Origin of the sequence: Pseudobutyrivibrio sp., assembly GCF_015057185.1 — a bacterium.
Lineage (GTDB): Bacteria > Bacillota > Clostridia > Lachnospirales > Lachnospiraceae > Pseudobutyrivibrio.
The window spans coordinates 1-18,440 of the sequence record NZ_SVEV01000022.1 but is presented as its reverse complement, the minus strand read 5'-3'; the positions used below and the strand labels follow the sequence as shown (position 1 = coordinate 18,440).

18 protein-coding genes are annotated in these 18,440 nt (G+C 35.3%); 1 reads left to right on the top strand and 17 read right to left on the bottom strand.

What is annotated here, in order from left to right; genetic code table 11:
- Positions 1-6: 6 nt before the first annotated feature.
- Together E7276_RS09895 and E7276_RS09890 are read right to left on the bottom strand one after the other, a co-directional pair.
- A complete protein-coding gene (locus E7276_RS09895; protein WP_294216958.1) occupies positions 7-1,572 on the bottom strand; it encodes an ABC-F family ATP-binding cassette domain-containing protein in 1,566 nt (521 codons plus the stop codon).
- Positions 1,569-3,515 (bottom strand): ATP-dependent helicase, encoded by a 1,947-nt coding sequence (locus E7276_RS09890; protein ID WP_294216956.1) that lies wholly within the window; start codon positions 3,513-3,515, stop codon positions 1,569-1,571. Before E7276_RS09890 ends, E7276_RS09895 begins: the two co-directional genes overlap by 4 nt.
- Before the next feature lie 232 nt (positions 3,516-3,747).
- Here E7276_RS09890 and E7276_RS09885 point away from each other — a divergent pair, with 232 nt between their 5' ends.
- A complete protein-coding gene (locus tag E7276_RS09885) occupies positions 3,748-5,277 on the top strand; it encodes an alanine/glycine:cation symporter family protein (protein ID WP_294216954.1) in 1,530 nt (509 codons plus the stop codon).
- An 86-nt stretch (positions 5,278-5,363) separates the two neighbouring features.
- Here E7276_RS09885 and E7276_RS09880 read toward each other — a convergent pair whose 3' ends face one another.
- From E7276_RS09880 to E7276_RS09810, 15 genes are all read right to left on the bottom strand, one after another.
- Positions 5,364-6,257 carry a hypothetical protein gene (locus E7276_RS09880; RefSeq protein ID WP_294216950.1) on the bottom strand — a complete coding sequence of 298 codons (894 nt, stop codon included), beginning with the start codon at positions 6,255-6,257 and terminating at the stop codon, positions 5,364-5,366.
- A gap of 23 nt (positions 6,258-6,280) precedes the next feature.
- Positions 6,281-6,436, bottom strand: a complete 156-nt coding sequence (locus E7276_RS09875) for a hypothetical protein (protein WP_294216948.1) — start codon at positions 6,434-6,436, stop codon at positions 6,281-6,283.
- 87 nt (positions 6,437-6,523) lie between these two features.
- On the bottom strand, positions 6,524-7,168 hold the full coding sequence (fliD, locus tag E7276_RS09870; protein WP_294216946.1) for a flagellar filament capping protein FliD: 645 nt from the start codon (positions 7,166-7,168) through the stop codon (positions 6,524-6,526).
- 150 nt (positions 7,169-7,318) lie between these two features.
- Positions 7,319-8,329, bottom strand: a complete 1,011-nt coding sequence (locus E7276_RS09865; protein ID WP_294216944.1) for a DUF4179 domain-containing protein — start codon at positions 8,327-8,329, stop codon at positions 7,319-7,321.
- A complete protein-coding gene (locus tag E7276_RS09860) occupies positions 8,326-8,889 on the bottom strand; it encodes an RNA polymerase sigma factor (protein ID WP_294216941.1) in 564 nt (187 codons plus the stop codon). The genes E7276_RS09865 and E7276_RS09860 overlap by 4 nt, the downstream gene beginning before the upstream one ends.
- A gap of 209 nt (positions 8,890-9,098) precedes the next feature.
- Positions 9,099-9,737, bottom strand: coding sequence for a lactate utilization protein (locus E7276_RS09855; RefSeq protein ID WP_294216937.1), 639 nt, complete (start codon positions 9,735-9,737; stop codon positions 9,099-9,101).
- A 30-nt stretch (positions 9,738-9,767) separates the two neighbouring features.
- Complete coding sequence (locus E7276_RS09850) at positions 9,768-10,052, bottom strand: hypothetical protein (RefSeq protein WP_294216933.1); 285 nt, start codon at positions 10,050-10,052, stop codon at positions 9,768-9,770.
- A 17-nt stretch (positions 10,053-10,069) separates the two neighbouring features.
- Complete coding sequence (gene ybaK / locus E7276_RS09845) at positions 10,070-10,543, bottom strand: Cys-tRNA(Pro) deacylase (RefSeq protein WP_294216931.1); 474 nt, start codon at positions 10,541-10,543, stop codon at positions 10,070-10,072.
- An 83-nt stretch (positions 10,544-10,626) separates the two neighbouring features.
- Positions 10,627-11,916 carry a GNAT family N-acetyltransferase gene (locus E7276_RS09840; RefSeq protein WP_294216930.1) on the bottom strand — a complete coding sequence of 430 codons (1,290 nt, stop codon included), beginning with the start codon at positions 11,914-11,916 and terminating at the stop codon, positions 10,627-10,629.
- Between the two features lie 333 nt (positions 11,917-12,249).
- Positions 12,250-12,615, bottom strand: coding sequence for a VOC family protein (locus E7276_RS09835; protein WP_294216927.1), 366 nt, complete (start codon positions 12,613-12,615; stop codon positions 12,250-12,252).
- Positions 12,616-12,787: 172 nt separating this feature from the next.
- Positions 12,788-13,774 (bottom strand): hypothetical protein, encoded by a 987-nt coding sequence (locus E7276_RS09830; protein ID WP_294216924.1) that lies wholly within the window; start codon positions 13,772-13,774, stop codon positions 12,788-12,790.
- 320 nt (positions 13,775-14,094) lie between these two features.
- Positions 14,095-15,483, bottom strand: a complete 1,389-nt coding sequence (locus E7276_RS09825; protein WP_294216923.1) for a sensor histidine kinase — start codon at positions 15,481-15,483, stop codon at positions 14,095-14,097.
- Position 15,484: 1 nt separating this feature from the next.
- Positions 15,485-16,243: a LytR/AlgR family response regulator transcription factor gene (locus E7276_RS09820; protein ID WP_294216921.1), complete on the bottom strand. Its 759-nt coding sequence runs from the start codon at positions 16,241-16,243 to the stop codon at positions 15,485-15,487.
- 113 nt (positions 16,244-16,356) lie between these two features.
- The gene (locus E7276_RS09815) at positions 16,357-17,202 is read right to left on the bottom strand and encodes a hypothetical protein (protein WP_294216919.1); all 846 of its coding nucleotides are present in this window, start codon (positions 17,200-17,202) and stop codon (positions 16,357-16,359) included.
- 165 nt (positions 17,203-17,367) lie between these two features.
- Positions 17,368-18,440: hypothetical protein (locus E7276_RS09810; RefSeq protein WP_294216917.1), on the bottom strand; the 1,073-nt coding region annotated here is incomplete at its 5' end.

Here is an 18,440-nt window from a genome sequence, read left to right as displayed (position 1 = left end):
TTTATTTTATATTGTTTTAGTTGTCCACTGGCTGCAATCCCATACATCAGTTGCCAAACCCTCATAAAACTCTGGTTCATGGCAAACCATAAGAATGCTACCATTATATTCCTTGAGGGCACGCTTTAACTCATCCTTTGCGTCCACATCCAAATGGTTAGTGGGCTCATCTAAAAGTAAAAGATTTGTCTCACGATTTAACAATTTGCAGAGACGCACCTTGGCCTGCTCTCCACCGGAAAGTACCCTACATAAGCTCTCAATGTGCTTTGTTGTAAGTCCACATTTTGCCAATGCGGCTCTTACTTCGTTTTGATTATATGATGGGAACTCATTCCAGATTTCTTCAATACATGTTGTGGAAATATGCTGATCCATCTCCTGCTCAAAATAGCCGATTTCCAAAAACTCTCCCTGGTATACTGTTCCTGAAATGGGTGGAATTAGTCCTAAAATACTTTTTAAAAGTGTGGTTTTTCCGATACCGTTAGCACCAGTGAGAACTATCTTTTGTTTTCTCTGCATTTCCAAATTCAAAGGCTTTGATAATGGTTCATTTTTATCATATCCAATAATCAAATCCTTTGTGGAGAATATAACTCGGCTAGGAGTTCTAGCCTCTTTGAAATAAAACTCTGGCTTTGGCTTTTCCTGGGCAAGCTCAATCATATCCATTTTATCCAGCTTTTTCTGTCGCGACATTGCCATGTTTCTAGTGGCCACATTCGCTTTATTTCTAGCAACGAAATCCTTTAATTCAGCGATTTCCTTCTGCTGTCTGTTATAAGCAGCCTGAAGCTGACTCTTTTTCATTTCGTATACTTCTTGGAATTTGTCATAATCTCCCACATAGCGATTTAGCTGTTTATTATCCATGTGATAAATAAGATTAATAACTGAATTCAAAAATGGCACGTCATGAGATATAAGAATAAATGCGTTCTCGTAATCGTTAAGGTATCGCTTTAACCACTCAATGTGCTCTACATCCAAATAGTTTGTAGGCTCATCTAGTAGAAGAATGTCTGGTTTTTCCAATAGCAATTTTGCCATTAAAACCTTGGTTCGTTGTCCACCTGAAAGCTCGGTTACATCCTTGTCAAGGCCTAGTTCTAATAAGCCAAGGGCTCTGGCAACCTCTTCTACCTTGGCATCAATCATATAAAAATCATGCATGGTAAGCAGGTCAGCAATTGTACCTGCCTCTTCCATTTTCTTATTCATCTCATCATCGTCAGTCACATCTCCTAGGCTGGCATATATATCATTCATTTCCTGTTCCATTTCATAAAGGAAATCGAATGCTGAGCGAAGTACATCGCCTATTGTCATACCTTTTTCCAAAACTGTATGCTGATCCAAGTATCCAACTCGAACCTTCTTTGACCATTCAATTTTTCCTTCATCTGGCTGGAGCTTGCCAGTGATAATGTTCATGAATGTAGACTTACCTTCACCATTTGCTCCAACAAGTCCAATATGTTCACCTTTTAACAGTCTGAAAGACACATCCTCAAAAATTGCTCTGTCTCCAAAACCGTGTGATAAATGCTCTACATTTAAAATACTCATTGAGTAATCTCCTTTGACATCATTCTTTTATAATAGGAGCTTGCCGGCGCCTTGAAGTAAGATTTCACTTCTGAAACCGTTTCTTGTTTCTCCTCTGTAGGGCTTAATTCTTTGATAAATGTTGACGCCCTGTCTTTGTATTGTAGGATTGTAAGATTTTCCTTTGCTCTAGTCATTCCTACATAAAATATTCTGCGTTCTTCCTCGAAATCCTTTTTCTCTTGCAAGGATGCTTTGGCCATATTTCTAACGACCTTGCTAGGGAATACGCCATTAAGCACATCCATGAGTATTACTGAATCGTATTCTAAGCCCTTGCTTGAATGGATTGTTGATAAAACAAGCTTCGAGCTATTATCATATTCCTTTTCTACTATTAGCTTTCTAAGCTCATTAAGCCTATTAATGAAGGAAGGAATATCCTTTTCATTTTTAGCAAGCATCTTTAAAATATAGATTTTGTTTGTATCGATATTATTAGAATTTAAATAATCGCCATATCCCATAAAGTTTTCTATTCTGTTAATAGCTTTTGATGGGCTCTCTCCTGCCATATTTTTGAAATGTGTCCTTAGAGAGCGACAATTTCCTAACACATGGCCATTTAAATCTATACATTCTGCTGCATCAAGTATTCCAGAATGGTTACGCTCCGCCAACTGGCACATAGCAATTGCATCCTTCTTGGAAAGATATGTTTGGAATTTAAAATATATCTTCATAAACAAATCTGCATCCATTGGCACAAATGCAAATCGCAGGGTGTTGATTATATCCATTACAACTCTGTTTGTAAAAAATCCAATATCTGCATTTCTTATATTATATGAAACATTATTTCTATCTAACAAATCAACAAGTGGTAAAACACTTTCATTATCCCTATATAAAATAGCGGTTTTAGTACCAAGATGCTTTGCCAAGTTAAGAAGATGTTCATATTGTTTGCTGCGTTCAAGCTTTAATATACTAACATCACTATGTGATTCCTTTGTAGCGCATATGTGTTTTTTATGCCTATCCTTATTATGCTGAATAAAAATATCAGCAGCCTCAACAATTTTTGCGTTGGAACGATAGTTTTTATCCATAACTAGGACCTTGGCATTAATATGCTCTTTTTCAAAATTCAAAAGTGCCTCTGGATATGCTGCTCTAAATCCATAGATACTTTGGTCCTCATCACCAACCATAAATAAATTACCATTATTTCCGGCAAGCAAGGAGATAATCATATGCTGAATCTTTGAGGTATCTTGAGCCTCATCCACGCAAATATACTGATATATTTTGCGATAATGATCTAAAACTACAGGGGACCCCTTTATAATCCTATAGGCATACATCATCTGGTCGTCATAATCCATCAGGCTTCGATTTTTCAGCTCATTATTATAGATTTCATAAATCTTAAGTAGATCGATGTCCTGTTCTTTGCCTAATTTTTCTATTTCATCTGGGCCAAAATACATATTCTTGCAATATGTTATTAGAGTACGAATCCCCTTTATATCACTTTCTGTTGGATATTCCCCAACAACCTGTATATATGTGTTTGTTAAAATTTGTCCGGTATCCTTTTCATCACTACACAGCTGAAAAGAAGTTTTACCTATCATTTTCCCGTAATATGCAATAATTTTTGCACATATTCCATTGATGGTTCTAAACTCCAGCTTGTCGGACAAATCTTCTCCAAAGAGTCTTTGGAATCTAGCTGCCATGTCCCTTGTGGCTGCTACTGTATAGGTCAAGGTCAAAATATTCTCCGGCCTTATCCCCTTAGCATAAATCATATATCCCAAGCGATTTACCAAAACTGTTGTCTTGCCGCTTCCCGGTACAGCAAGCAAAAGCACTGGGCCTTCAACCTGCTTAACTGCTTCTATTTGCTGAGTGCTAAGGTGTTTACCAAATTTATTTAAAAAATCCTGCTCTGTCATTTCTCATCCTAACATAAAATAAGGGGCAAGTTTCCTTGCCCCATGACATTTCATAACACTGACTTCATATAGTATATTAATTAATTTCCTCTGTTTCAACATTTTTGTTTGCAATTAATTCTAGACTTTGCCGCTTTAATGTGCTAAACTCTTTTTTAAGTTACAACAAGGGTGTTACATGACTTTCATGTGCACCTTTTTTTACATTTTATGACAATTCGGAGGATATCTTATGGACAGCTTTCTCGCTAATGTGGAAAAAATCAACTCAGCCGTAAATAATTTTGTTTGGGGCCTTCCAATGCTGATTCTTTTAGTAGGTACAGGCATTTTAATGACAATCCTTACTAGATTTTTCCAGCTATCACACATAAAGCATTGGATGAAAAACACCATCGGCGGTATTTTCAAGGATTCTCATGTAACAGCTCATACAGATAAAGAAGATACACAAATTTCTCAGTTCCAGAGTCTTTGCACTGCCCTTGCTGCAACTATTGGCACAGGAAATATTGCTGGTGTTGCAGCTGCTATTGCATCAGGTGGTCCTGGAGCAATTTTCTGGATGTGGATTGTGGCATTCTTCGGTATGATGACAAACTTCTCAGAAAATGTTCTTGGTATCTATTATCGCAGACGTAACGAGAAAAATGAGTGGTGCGGTGGTGCCATGTACTATCTCCACGATGGACTTGGTTCAAAAAGAGGCTGCAAACATTTAGGCTCTGTTCTAGCTGTACTATTTAGCGTATTTTGTATCATTGCATCATTTGGTATCGGCAATATGGGTCAGATTAACTCAATTGCTGTAAATATTAATTCAGCATTTGGAATTCCTTTTGTTGTCACTGGTATTTTCCTAATGATTCTTGCCAGCCTCGTAATTGTTGGTGGTTTAAAGAGAATTGCATCAGTTACTGAAAAGCTTGTGCCTTTTATGGCTGTTATCTATTTGATTTGTGCACTTATTGTTTGCTTCGTTCACATAGATCAGGCAGGCGCTGTTTTTTCTTCAATTATCAAGGGAGCCTTCGGATTACAAGCTGTAGGCGGTGGAATCGTTGGTAGCGGTGTTGCTATGGCTGTTCAATGGGGTATGAAGCGAGGCGTTTTCTCAAATGAAGCTGGTCTTGGTTCCTCAGTTATGGTTCACTCTAGTTCCAACGTTAGAGAGCCTGTTATCCAAGGTATGTGGGGTATTTTTGAGGTTTTTGCTGATACAATCATTGTTTGTTCAATCACTGCTTTTGCAGTACTTTCCAGCGGTTTAGTAGATTTAAATACAGGCGCAGTACTTTCTGACCAGGTTTCTACTGCTCTTGTAGCAGAGGCTTTCTCAACTGTATTTGGCAAATTTGGTTCTTACTTTATTGCAGTGGCAATTCTGTTGTTTGCCTTTTCTACTGTTCTTGGGTGGAGCCAATACGGAAGTAAAGCATTTGAATACTTATTTGGTCGTAAGAGAATAAAGTTTTACCAGATTATATTTGTACTCTTTATTGTTATTGGTGCAACAATGGATTTATCCCTTGCTTGGGACCTTTCAGATACATTCAACGGAATGATGGCAATTCCTAACCTTATCGGTGTTGTTGCTCTTTCTGGAACTGTTATGAAAATTACTCATAATTATGTTCAAAGAAAAATCCTTGGCAAGGATGTTAAGCCTATGCTTTCTGCCATTGATGATATACAAGAGCTTCACGAGATGGAGCTTAACGAAAGAGAGCTTATTACTAAAGAATGTGAAGAAACCGCATAATAATGGCTCCCAATTATGGTTGCCTAAATACCTTTTAATTATACAAAAAACCGTTCAGCCCTACTAGGCTGAACGGTTTATGTGTTTCAAAATAAATCTAGCATACTATCCAGGTATATTTCTTCTCTAACCTTTAGCTGATATTCTGGTTTGGTCATATAATATAGCAAAAATTCAAGTATGATGGCACTGCCAAGACTTCGACCTTCTATTTTAAAATTGGAAAATCCTAATGGCATGTATGTGTTCTTAATGTCCTCAATGCTGATAAAGCCTGGATTTTTCATGGCATCTGAAAATCTATAGCCAGTCTTAGCCTGGGGTGATGGGCAAATGTGGTCATCACAGTCTTCTCCTAAGCTCTTCCTGCTAACATTTTCATAGCATTCTTTGCGTTCCATACAAGAAAAGGAACAGCATTCATTGCACAAAAATTCTACTTTATCCTTCTGAATTGTGGACAACTCACCTAATTTATCAAGCTCTTTGTTCAAACGAAAGTCAGGTACAACATATTTGAAGTCATCTCTATTAAGCTCTGCTTCAAAATCCTTAAAATCTATAAGCACCTTTGTTGTTGATGATACAAAATAAAAGTCTGGATAGTTTTTCTTAATATATTCTAGTAACAAATCAGAATAAATAATTATACCGTTTTGCACTTTTACAGTCTTTTCAAATAACTCACATAATCGATTACATTTCTTGTCTTGTAGATGGGCTTGTTGTAACAAAGAATTGCTAAACGTCAATCTAGCAGAGATATCATATTCATTAAGTAATTTGATTACATCTGTTGCTCGTTCATCTCCGAAACCAACTCTCCCGCCACCCCAAATGCAATCGGCTGGTGCGCCATAGATAGACCCAATCTCACACCAATCATAAAAGTACTCTGGATGCTCTCTATACAGCGGCAAGAACGCCTTATATAATTCATAAAATTCAAATAAACCTGGAAGGTGGTAATATGCTATCATTTTTACTTTCTATCTATATATATCTACTTATGCTTTACTATAATTCCATTTCGAATACTAACTAACCCATTAGATATGATTATCCCAATAAATCCTATCATACCAAGTGATGCTTTCTGTGATAGTCCCTTATCTTTTCTTCTTTCTGAAATTATTTGTCCTGTATATTTTGCATCCATTATGCTCCCCCTCTCTTCTCTAGATACTATGGTAACAAAAACCCAATAAAAAAGCACTCTACCTAAAGTAGAATGCCTTAATTTACTCTATAATACTCCGTTAATTAAACCGCTAGAATTATATGTTCCAGATTTCATGGCTAACGCTTTATTAATAATAGCATCCATAGAGCTGGTGCTGCTCATTATAGATTTATAATAATCTGATTCTGTATTGAATATGCTTTTTACATCTGATGGATTAGCAGCCTTTAGCTTTTCCTGGTCCACTGAAAGCTTTCCATCCTTTGACATTGTAATTCCAATATTACTAAATGCCTCCGTCTTATTCTTGAATGCCTCATTAAGCTCTGTGCTGAAAATATTTTTAAGTGAGCCGCCACAATTTACAAGGGATGTAATAGTACTGTTGTATGCGGTAACGTAATTATTAATTGTTTTTATTAGTTGTGTATTGTCGTATTCTTCGCCACTTTCAGATGTATACAGTTCATCTTTGCCAAGGCTCGCCAACGCATCTTCCAAATTATTTGCTGATGTTTCAACATTCTTATATTTATTATTGGTGTTACCAGTTCCAAGACCATATTTTTCCATTTTTTGCTGGTATTCCATCTCATTATTAGCAATCAGCTGATTAATTAGAGGATTACCACTCTTACTTTTATTGAGCATAGATAATAAACCTTGATTCGACTGATAATATTCATAAGAATTGTTTATTGAACTCATCGCACCCTCCTAGATTTTGATTAAAATAAAAGCGTCTATCTCAACTTCATTCCATTGAAATAGACGCCATCCTTAGCCTTTATATATGTTTACACTTATTTATCGACATATCATTTCTAAATTTAATCATCAATCTATATAATTTTGAGGTTAAAAATTGTGCAAATCTATTGTAGCCGTATTTCCATTAATATCCTTTAGCTCGACTGATTTAACGGAATTTGGATCAATTATATTGTTAAATTCTACAGAATATAGTGCATTGTTATTTAGCCCATCAATATCATGTAAATTATCGAAATCTTCACAATCGATAACTGTCCCATCCTCTAGAATTAAGCTTGAAATATATGGTACGCTTTGTTGTCCAAGTGGAATTTCGAACCATTTTTCTTTAACTTCTTCAGTTATGTTATAGCGCATCTCTGCTGAAATTGGACTTATCTTAATAGAAGCTACTTCACATTCAAGCTCAGGTAATTGTTGATTTAATTCAATCTCAATTGCATTACTTACCTCAGGAATAGGTAAATCAAATGTCCATTTACCGCCTATAATATCCTCTGAGAAATCACTATTTACGATGCTAAAATCACTTAATTCTATATGCAACATTTTACCAGTTAGAGTCATGCTTGAATCAATAGAATCTGTTCCATCAATCGTAAACATGAATTCATCATCCCTGATTCCCATACTAATGCCTAATGTATCGCCCTCATAACCTTGTATGTATATATCATCAATTTGAATATTTGGTTCGCATCCTTCTCCTAAATCTGCACCGGAATACTTTATTGTAAGATTAATCTTGTTATCATCAGCCACTATAGCAACAGGAGTTAATGTTATTCCACTGTCTGTTATGGCATAACTTGAGTAGTCCTCTTCTTCAGAAAATACTATTGCCTGACCCTGATCTGTAAGCGTCTGTTGTTGCTCATCAGAGGCATTAAAATAGCTACTCAGACCTCGTCCCCAGAAATGATGAATAGCAGCAGTTGCTGTTATGGTTGTCAAAAGTATAAGACATATACAAGCTGCCATTGAAAACTTTTTATTAAATTTTATTATTTTATTGTTAGACTGATATTTGGCGCAATTAGCAATCAAAATATCATCCACACCATTAAAAGCTAAAAATAGATTTTCTTTTTTCATGATACCAAATACCCCTCCTTCATCAAACGAACTTGTAGCTTCGCTCTCAACCTACTAAGTGTCACTGAAACATTGTTTTTAGTTATGTCGAATTTCTTTGATATGGTTGCAATATCTTCTACGTAGAAGTATCTGCTTAGGAAAATATAAGCTTCCTTTTCTGGCAGCCCCTTGACAAAGTCTGCTATTATCCCTTGTAGCTCGCTCTCTAAAATTGATTGCTCAACACCATTTGTTGCTGGTATGCATTCCTCAAGTTCATCTAAAACTTCATGTATAGTGCCGCTACCACGCTTTTTACTTCGAGAAGCTCTATATTTATCAAATGCAAGTTCTCTAGTAATTTTTGCCAAGAAGGCTTTTAGCATTCTTGGTCTTGTAGGTGGTATTCTATCCCATGTTTTTAAATAAGTATCATTTATGCACTCCTCAGTGTCTTGTCGGTCATTTAGGATATTTACGGCAATTGACTCCAAATAATTTCCGTATTTATAATCGGTCTCTTCTATTGCTCTTTCATTTCTTTTGAAATACATTTCAATTATTTCCTGGTCTTTCATTTCTTCCCCCTTTGTTCTTATTTGTAAGCGCCTTACACTTATAATGCCGTAAAAAATCTACGGATATTACATAGTTTTCCCAAAAAATCTATATAAACCAATATAGATGCTACTAAAAGCTTTATCACTCATCAACTTTATAATCAAAAGGCTCCCGATAACCTTCGGAAGCCTTAAAAAAATTCTAATTTTTAATTATTTAAATATATCTAAAAACCTAATGCATCATTTACTAGTATTACGTGAATTCTATCAGTATGACGAGAGTATCTTGTAATTAAAAACTGACAACAAATTGTATCAGGAGATTTGCAGTTCATACAAGAGCCAGTTTTAGCACATGGTGTGCTTAACCCAAAGCGCTGTGCATTTATTGGCGCAGCCACATTTCTTGCACGCTTCATAGCAGCGTCTACATCTGGGCAAACCTTGTTCATTCCAACTATACATATTACATGCTTAGGGCCAAAAGCAATAAATGAAACTCTATTGGAATTTCCATCAATATTTACCATTACCCCATCTTCTGTTATGGCATTTGCGCTAGACAAGAAATAATCTGCATCATATCCTTCAAGCGTAGCTTTGCGCTTCTCTTCTGCAGTAGATGCTCCTTCTCTTTCAATAAAATGATAATTTCCATTTTTTATTGCATCCACCAGCCCAATCTCTCTAGCAGACATAGCACCACCCATTGTAACAGTTGAATTTTCAGGAACTAATTCTAAAGCTATTTTAAGTGCCTCTTCTTTATCGGCAGCATAATAACCCGTCATATTTCTAGACTCAAGTCCCTTGATAACCTTATGAGCCAAAAGTTCATTTCGCTTGTAAATATTTTCGTTCATTAGACTCCTCCTTTAACCACTTCAATAATTCTATTTTTTTAATGCGTTAGCTTTTTCTGCCAGTGCTACCTCGCATTTTATTCTGACTTTTAGAATTTCAATCTGTTGATTTACCAAACTATCCTTGGCTTCCTCAGTCTTGGCAATTGATTTCATGGTTTCAACAGATTCAAACATATTCTCGTATTGAGAAACCTTGTTATTATACTCATTTCTAAGCATGGATGGCACCTCAACTGTTTGAAATATGTTATCGACTTTGCCATGAATTTGAAGCATATTTTGATATAAATCTTGTAGTTCTTTATTTTCCATTTGTCCCTCTGCCTGAATTATATTATGTCTGCCACCTTGCAATTTGCCACTTTGATTAAATCACCTGGCGCCAATTCAATTTGAAAACCTACTTTTCCAGCACTAACAAATATCTTGTCAAAGTTTTCTGCTGTTTCATGTATAAATGTTGTAAACTGCTTTTTCATACCGATAGGCGAACAACCGCCATGTACATATCCAGTAAGGCCAAGTAACTCCTTTTGCTTAATCATAGCAATAGATTTTTCTCCAGCCGCCTTGGCAGCCTTCTTTAAATCAAGTTCTTCCTTAACTGGAACGACAAAAACATAATATGTTCCAGTTTTTCCTTGAGTTACAAGTGTTTTAAAAACCTTATCAGCCTCTTCCCCAAGAATGCCTGCTATCTGCTCGCCAGTAAGTGTGGCGTCGGCCTCATAAGAATGACTTTCATATTTTATCTTTTTAGAATCAAGCACACGCATTACATTTGTTTTATCATTGTTCTTCATTGTTTTATCCTCTTATTTCTCAGGAATTATTATCAATTGTATTATACTCAAAAAGCCCTGGCAAATGATAATAAGCTTTCATGTTATCTCTTTCTGCATATGTATAGTAAATGATTTGTTGCACCTAGAAGCTCACGTTTTTCCGCAATGTGCAAATACCATTTAAAGAATTTATCAAAGTTTTCTCCTTCTAAGCTGAAATCAACACGATGCTCAATTGGTTCAAGCAATGCATCAGTCCCGGCGGTGGTAATCCAATCAACAGCTTTTTCTTTGAACAAATCTTCAAACTCCACTATATCATATCCCGTAAAAAGCTGTTCCTTTAAATGCTTTATTTTATAGTCTTCAGCGAAGTTTATTTCCTCTGCTTTGTCCCAGTTACCATAGAAATAGTTTGAATACAATATGGCATATATTGAGATAAAGGCAAATAATATAGTTCCACCTGGCTTTGTTACTCTGATTGCCTCATCAATAGCCTTTTGAACATCAGCATCCTCATACAGATGATACATTGGACCAAAGACTAGAGTAATATCAAATGTATCATCCTTTAAGTCACTTAAATCTGTGGCGTCCCCTTGTATTGCCCTGAGGTTTAAAATATCTTCGCTACTTTCTCTTAGAATATCAATATTTTTTTCAACTAGTTCAACCGCAGTAACTTCATGACCTTCTTTTGCAAGTGCAATGGAATATCTGCCTGTTCCTGCTCCCACTTCTAGGATTTTATCTTCTGGCTTTAAATATTTGTGGATGTAGTACATTGTAGTTGCAAATTCAAGCTTTCCATGAACCGACTTTTCCAATCTATCATGCTCATCATATGCGGTGTAAAAATCCCTTACAATATCCTGCCTAGGGGCCTTATCATCTATTAGGTTTATTCTTGTGTAATATTTCTCTTCGTCCTCATGGTGAATGTATGCTCCATTGTTAAGCTGCGTTTTCAAACTAGGTGTATTGTCTTTGTTTACAGAAAGATAGGCTTCATGGATGTTTTTCTTTCTCGCCTCAGCAAGTGCTAATTTCAGCCCCTTTGTAGCATATCCTCTTCCTCTATACGCTTTACCTACACCATAACCTATATGGCCAGGTCCCTTTCTAAGAAAATCATTTAGGCAATGTCTCAAGTTAAAAATTGCCACATACTCACTTTCATCCTCCAATACAAATGTTGTATCTGGCACAAATCCTTCAGGAAGATTCTTACCTAGGGACCAATCTTTTTTTATTTCAATCCATTCAAGGAATCGCTCATAATCGTATCCATAAACAGGATTAATAAAGCCATTCTCATCATTGTCAAAAGTCATTAGCAAGTCGTATGTTTTTTTGTAGTCTGAATCCTGTACTCTAATTAGTTCCATAAATATCCTCCTGATTTATATATAATAAAAGCCCCATCAAAATCACTAATGATTTGATGAGGCTTTGTGTACCAGATTAATATATTAAAGATAATTCAACCATGTCTCTCATCAATCACATCAAAACTAATCCCCTGATTATTATTCACGGGATTGGCATTATTTGTGTGATTAATTGTGAGATAAAGTCTAACCATTTGTTTTTCCTTCTTAATTATTTAGTTGGTAGTATAAATAATCCACAGTATTATGTCAATATGTATTTATATTCGGTGAATATAACCACGCCTTATTATTTATAAATTATCTAGTCTAAATCTATTGTAGCCTTATTTATCCCATAGGGGTGCCCACTTCAATTAGATTACCATCTAAATCGTAAAATCTAACTACTTTTTGTCCCCACGAATGTGTCATCAATCTGTTTACATACTTAATATCAGGATAAAGTCTATCAAGCTTTTCCACAAAGTCCTCTATGTTACGCTCCTCAAAATACAACTCAGAAGCATTACTCTCATACTTAATATCTTTATCTAAAAACTTCTTCCAGATAGCCTCATCCTGTAAAACAAGCCCTTCGGTAAGTATCATATTGCCATCATTATCTAGAATCATATCAAGTCCAAACAAGTCATGATAGAACTTCTTGGATTTTTCTATATCTTTAACTACAATCAGAATATTTCTAAGCTTCATAATTCCTCTCCTTTTTCTTTTATCATAGCTAATCTAAGATAATAAAAAAAGCCCTCCGAGGAAAACCTCGAAGGGCATAATTTCGGTGTTTCTTTTAATGTGATTATTCATATTCGCATTATTTTTTATGGTTTTTAGAATTTTTGGTACCAAAGAAGTACCAAAGTTAATCCTAGTTAAGTAAATTTTGATTAGGTTTGCTCTCGTGCCATTCCTTCACCATTTTTCGATATTCCTCTTGTTTTTCATAATGCTTCTTTAAATCCGCTTTCCTTTTTGCAGCCTTCTGAGCTCTTGCTTTTGCCTCTCTCTGAGCATTATTATTATTTCTCCTGCTTCGGCTCTGATTAGATTTTATGTTATCCAAGACCTTTTCCATTTGTTCTTCTACTGTCAACAATTCATTTTCTCTGCCTTTTATAGCTAAATCGACATGCTGGATGGTACCTGCCTCACCATTTTCTTTCAGGAAGAACCCTGTTCTTCTTAATTTACCATCTAATGCCTCATCGTTTCCTTCCATTGTGAATTCAGTAGATTCAGAACCTAAATAAATTGCTCCTACGCCAGCTTCTTTCAGATCTATTAAACGGTCAATCCCATTTTCATCTCGATACCATACCTTTAAATCATTAAAAATCTCATCCTCTTCATCAATCCAGCCATTATTATCCTTATCATACTCAGCCAGATCTTTAAAACCATCTCCGCTCTTCACACCAAATAACTCAGTGCCATCATTTATATGTCCATCACCATTTTTATCTAATGCCAGAAATCCGCTCCCTTTGCCAAGACAAGAAATCTCATCATCCTTTCCATCTGCATCTAAGTCAAATTTAAACTTTGAATCACTTAGGCTTGCAGATTTTGCATCTATATTGATAATTAATGGATCACACAATACATCCAATGGAGAACTCATCTGAATAAAAGTATCATGCTTTTTGGTTCTTGCCATTTCCATCTTTAAGTCAACATCTATTTCTCTCCCATCCTGAGTTTTAACTTTTCCCTCTGCTCTATAATTAGTTTGCTCCTTTTCAACTCTACTTTCAACAACGCCTCCAAAGGAAGCGCCATGTGCCACTCCTCCACCATATGTCTTTGAATATTGTCTGTTTGAATAGCTATTTACATTACTTTCGCCAATTCTCATATGTAACACCTCACAAAACAAAAGCATCTGCACTCTATCCATCCATAGAATGCAGATGCTTTCCTTAACACCTATTGCTTTTATATTTCTAATCTGTTAAATAAACCAGCTTCCAAAGAACGAAGATAGTCCGTAATTATTCAACGCACTATATTACTATTATCGATAGTACTAAAGGCTCCAGTTAACAAGCTGAAATAATCCATTCCAAAATTCATAAGTGCCTCCTTATCTGCTTGGATGATTAACTACTGTTAAATCTAGTATCGTCCATCAAAACATGATAAAGAATAGCTTTGTAACAACTGGGCACCAGGGTGTCATAACTGGTCTAAATTCTGCAACATCACCATTGCGCTACACCATCCGTCCTTATTCTCTATAGTAATACCACCAAAATATTTCTCCGCTATCTGTTTAACACTTTTTAACCCCAATCCATGTTCTCCAGATTTTGTTGTCACAGGGAGCCCATCATCAAATTTAGTTATCGTCCCTGTAAAGGTATTCTTAACTTCCACTATAAAGAAACTATCTTTTTTGATGCCCCTTAATATTATCCTTCTTTCATGATTATATTCCATGCACTCTGTAATCGCATTGTCCAACAAGTTTGTCATAATAACCCCTATGTCATATGGAGGAATACTAATTACATTAGACCATAAAAAATCACTTTCAAATAATATCCCTTTTTCTTCTGCCAATGCACTCTTTTCGTTAACAATTACATCTATCAACGCATTTCCAGTATTAAACTTATGCATAGTACTATTAAGTTCTATTCCCATTTGAGATAAATATTCTATTACCTCTTCATTACTATGAGACTCTATCAATCCGCGTAATGTCATAAGTTTGCCAGCCATATCATGTCTAAGTATACGGATTTTAGTATGATAAGAATCTAAATCTTCTATATACTTTTTTGCATAATTTGTACTTGCTATAATTTTCTGATTTTCAAGTTCTTGTTCTTTTAACTTTTGGAACTCCTGCCATAACACTACTCCAGAAAGTTGGCCTAAAAAGAGTAATACAGCCATCACTGGCAATTTAATTCTTATACCTATGTCCTGCTCACTAAAGATAAAGACTTCTTTATCCAACGGAATAATAGATATTTCACTTAGCATATACATCATCAATACTGCAACTACTGAATATACCGACAACAAGCCTGCCTGCTTAACCGTCATAAGGTATTTCTTTCTAACTATTCTTTTCACTATCACCAGCTCGAAGGTTACACAAACCACATAGATAAATGCCATTATTACTATCCAGATTGTAAGCTGATTATACACGCTTTCCATAGCATCGCCTGAGGCATAATCTATGCGCTCTAAAAGAAAATCAGAAATACTATCAGATAAAAACCCTGTAAAAATAAAGCAAATACTAAAAATACTATTCCATAAGAAATAAAGATATACCAACAATGGCAACATTTCCCTATCTCTCTTATAAAAAAACAATAATACTGTCACGGCAGAAATAACCAAAAACACCCCTTTTGTTTCAGCTGTAACAAAACTAATCACCAAACGCTCTACTGATATAGTTGCTATAAAAAGATTCCTCTTACGTATTGTAATTCCTTCGTTTGGAACAAAAATGAAAAATAAGCTCACAATAATCTCTAATTGAATAAGAATTAATGTAAGCTCATATATCTTCTGTATAATTTGAAATGTAGCCTCTGTCATATCAACTCTCCCTATCTGCAATATAATTCATATAACTTTGGACAAAATCATTATACCTATACTTTGACAGTAATGCCTGTTGACCGCTAGCCATTGTGATGTCTCCTCTGGTATATTTTTTCACATGCTTCATGTTTACGAGATAACTTTTATGCACTCTGAAAAATGTATCACCCAAGTTCTGTTCCCATTCGCCAATTTTTCCATAAATTTCAATTTTCCGTCCAAGTGCATGAATAACAACTTTTCTTCCTACACTTTCAATGCAAACTATATCTTTCTCATTCAATGAAAAAGTAGTTCCACCATTTTTTATTGTTATAAGTTTTTCTTCTCTGCAAGAATTAGGCATCAAATCAATTCTTTTTATTTCCTCTGCAGCACTCAATACTGTATTTTTAAATTTATCTTTGTTTATAGGCTTAACTATGTAATCGAAGGCATTAACATTAAATGCTTCAGCCATTCTGTCCTGTATCCCAGTCACAAAAATAATTAAAGGTTTTGTAATTCTCAAACTTTGCTCTTTTTCCTTTATTTTAGCCTGAATGGTTTCTGCAACAACCATACCATCCGTTTCAGCCATAGCTAAATCTAGAAGCAGAATATCTATTTCAGGTTTGTTTGGGCATAAGTAATAGTGTAAAATTTCATCTCCAGAGGAAAATTGAACACATTTGGCAGTACCAAGTAATTCAGATACATACTTTTCTAAAGATTCTCTAACTATTATTTCATCATCACATATACCTACAACCATTTTCTTTCCCCTTTTTCATCTTATTAAAAAGTATACCTTAAATATATCTCAACTAGAATTTATTGTCATAAATGGACTGATAAATGTCATAAATAGAATAAACGCATTGCGTTCTACTGTGCTGCTCCATTTCCTGTTCCTGTGAACATCATCATAAAAAATTCAGCTGCGGCACTAATCTCTCCACCCAAATAACTAGTTTCAGAGAAAACATTATCGACCCCCTTAGCTCCGAATAAACTAAAAGCATCCGAAGCAATCATTCTTTCTGCATTTTTCTTCGTAGCTGCTTCTCTTTCCATATGACGTTTTTCATAATATTTTTCCATAAGCTCCATTAACATATCATGACGTTTCTGTCTCTTTTCCCACCAGCTTTCATCATCTTTAGAATCAGCATACTCTAAAGGATAGCCTTCCCCATGATGTTCTTCTATTGAAGCTCCAAAGTGTTCAGCATGGTAGTGTCCCTGAGCTCCAAATGGAAAATGCACAGCCCTGTCAATTTTAAAATATCCAAGTACCCATGCCTCATATTTAGGATCCGATTTCATCTGTTTATAGCCTTCTTCCGTAATATTTATATATTCAACATCATTAAGTTGACTGGAATCATAAGGAATCTTAGAAATCACATCATTAATGAGACTCTTATATTCTTCTAATGTCAAATCATCAGGATTGTAATTTTCACCAAGGTACTGCTTTATAACATTTTCACCAGCACTAACCATCTTATCAACATCAGCTTTTCTATCCTTATGTTTTGATATGTATTTATCTACTGTACTTTCTTCTGGCTGGATTCTTTTCTTTCCAGAGCTCTTTGCAGAGTCAATCTTCGAAAGTGTTTCTGAGAAACTACTGTTTGAGCTATTAATTTTAGTATATTTCTGCATTCCTTGTATTAAAGAACCGGAATAGTTAAATATTGCCTGTTGCACTGACATACCATACATAGTTCTTACACCTCCATTAAAAATGGCATTGCTTCAAATTAGATTTCCTCCTTGAAACAATGCCAAAAGCACTCATAACTTCCATGATGTAATATCTATCGACCATTACATCTGCTCATTTATAGAGATGTAATCAATAGCAGTAATAATGTATTGAATAGATATCTATATTTCTTCTGTGACCTGTTCGTCTAATTCATCTTCTTTCTGATGAGTCTCTTTTGCTTTTTCGGCTTCTTCTCTAATACGCTCAATCATAGCATTAATATCATTATCAACTCGATCAAGAAGCTTTTCCCATTCCTCATCAGACATGCCTCGCCAATCATCCTCTTCATTCTTTGATTCTAGCTTACTGTACGTCTCAATGAGCATCTTTAATACATCCTGGACATCCATAACTTCACCAGTTGATTCTCTTTTAAATGATACGTCAGCCTCAGAAATAGCTTGCACCCAGTTTAATTTCTTAGTTGCCGCTTCTTCAACAGATGAAAGTTCTAGTCCACCTAATGGGTCCATAAAACTCTTGAGGGCACTCCAACTACCAAAATGATTTCCAGCTATTCCCGTACCATTTTCATCAGCATACTGACAATAAGCAAACATTTCTATAGCTGTAGCATTTCTTGGATCTACCTCAGAAAGATTTACATCATAAGATGAGCCATTAGAAATATTTACTCTAACAATGACATCATCAATATCTTCATTGATTAGCTGTGTAGCCGTCATTCCATGTCCCATACCAGGCGTAAGAACAAATCCCATGCCTAAATCTTTTTCCTGAACCTTATTATCTTTCGGCTCTGACTCACTTAAATCAACATCATATTCAAGGCTTAGTGAAGAAATAACTCCTGTACTAGATATATTACTTTCTGTTGGTACCACATTAATCCTTGCACCTTCAATATCCCCTATACCTGAATTAATCAAAACTTCCATTAGCCTATTGATATGCGGCATTAATTTTTCAGCAGCTAAATTACTAAGTCCAGCAAATTCAAATTTTCCTACCTCAATAGAAAATGCTGAAAGATAATTCATTCGCTCAAAAATATCATCAGCTGCTACATTATCCACAAATTTCATAGTTTCATCAGCCAAGTTTTCTGTATCTCGAATATAGGAGCATAATGCTGCAAATTCAGTAAAATCGCTAACTTGAAATTGTAAATTCCAGTGAAATGGTAAATTCCACTGGTCTTTAAAATTTCCTGGATTTTTAGTATTTA

Bases quoted from the DNA above. Each gene is read 5' to 3' on its own strand.
- E7276_RS09890 (WP_294216956.1), bottom strand. From the start codon at position 3,515: ATGACAGAGCAGGATTTTTTAAATAAATTTGGTAAACACCTTAGCACT.
- E7276_RS09860 (WP_294216941.1), bottom strand. From the start codon at position 8,889: ATGAAAGACCAGGAAATAATTGAAATGTATTTCAAAAGAAATGAAAGA.
- fliD (WP_294216946.1), bottom strand. From the start codon at position 7,168: ATGAGTTCAATAAACAATTCTTATGAATATTATCAGTCGAATCAAGGT.
- E7276_RS09855 (WP_294216937.1), bottom strand. From the start codon at position 9,737: ATGAACGAAAATATTTACAAGCGAAATGAACTTTTGGCTCATAAGGTT.
- E7276_RS09840 (WP_294216930.1), bottom strand. From the start codon at position 11,916: ATGGAACTAATTAGAGTACAGGATTCAGACTACAAAAAAACATACGAC.
- E7276_RS09875 (WP_294216948.1), bottom strand. From the start codon at position 6,436: ATGGATGCAAAATATACAGGACAAATAATTTCAGAAAGAAGAAAAGAT.
- E7276_RS09885 (WP_294216954.1), top strand. From the start codon at position 3,748: ATGGACAGCTTTCTCGCTAATGTGGAAAAAATCAACTCAGCCGTAAAT.
- E7276_RS09815 (WP_294216919.1), bottom strand. From the start codon at position 17,202: ATGTATGGTATGTCAGTGCAACAGGCAATATTTAACTATTCCGGTTCT.
- E7276_RS09865 (WP_294216944.1), bottom strand. From the start codon at position 8,329: ATGAAAAAAGAAAATCTATTTTTAGCTTTTAATGGTGTGGATGATATT.
- E7276_RS09830 (WP_294216924.1), bottom strand. From the start codon at position 13,774: ATGAGAATTGGCGAAAGTAATGTAAATAGCTATTCAAACAGACAATAT.
- E7276_RS09835 (WP_294216927.1), bottom strand. From the start codon at position 12,615: ATGAAGCTTAGAAATATTCTGATTGTAGTTAAAGATATAGAAAAATCC.
- ybaK (WP_294216931.1), bottom strand. From the start codon at position 10,543: ATGAAGAACAATGATAAAACAAATGTAATGCGTGTGCTTGATTCTAAA.
- E7276_RS09820 (WP_294216921.1), bottom strand. From the start codon at position 16,243: ATGGTTGTAGGTATATGTGATGATGAAATAATAGTTAGAGAATCTTTA.
- E7276_RS09880 (WP_294216950.1), bottom strand. From the start codon at position 6,257: ATGATAGCATATTACCACCTTCCAGGTTTATTTGAATTTTATGAATTA.
- E7276_RS09825 (WP_294216923.1), bottom strand. From the start codon at position 15,483: ATGACAGAGGCTACATTTCAAATTATACAGAAGATATATGAGCTTACA.
- E7276_RS09895 (WP_294216958.1), bottom strand. From the start codon at position 1,572: ATGAGTATTTTAAATGTAGAGCATTTATCACACGGTTTTGGAGACAGA.
- E7276_RS09850 (WP_294216933.1), bottom strand. From the start codon at position 10,052: ATGGAAAATAAAGAACTACAAGATTTATATCAAAATATGCTTCAAATT.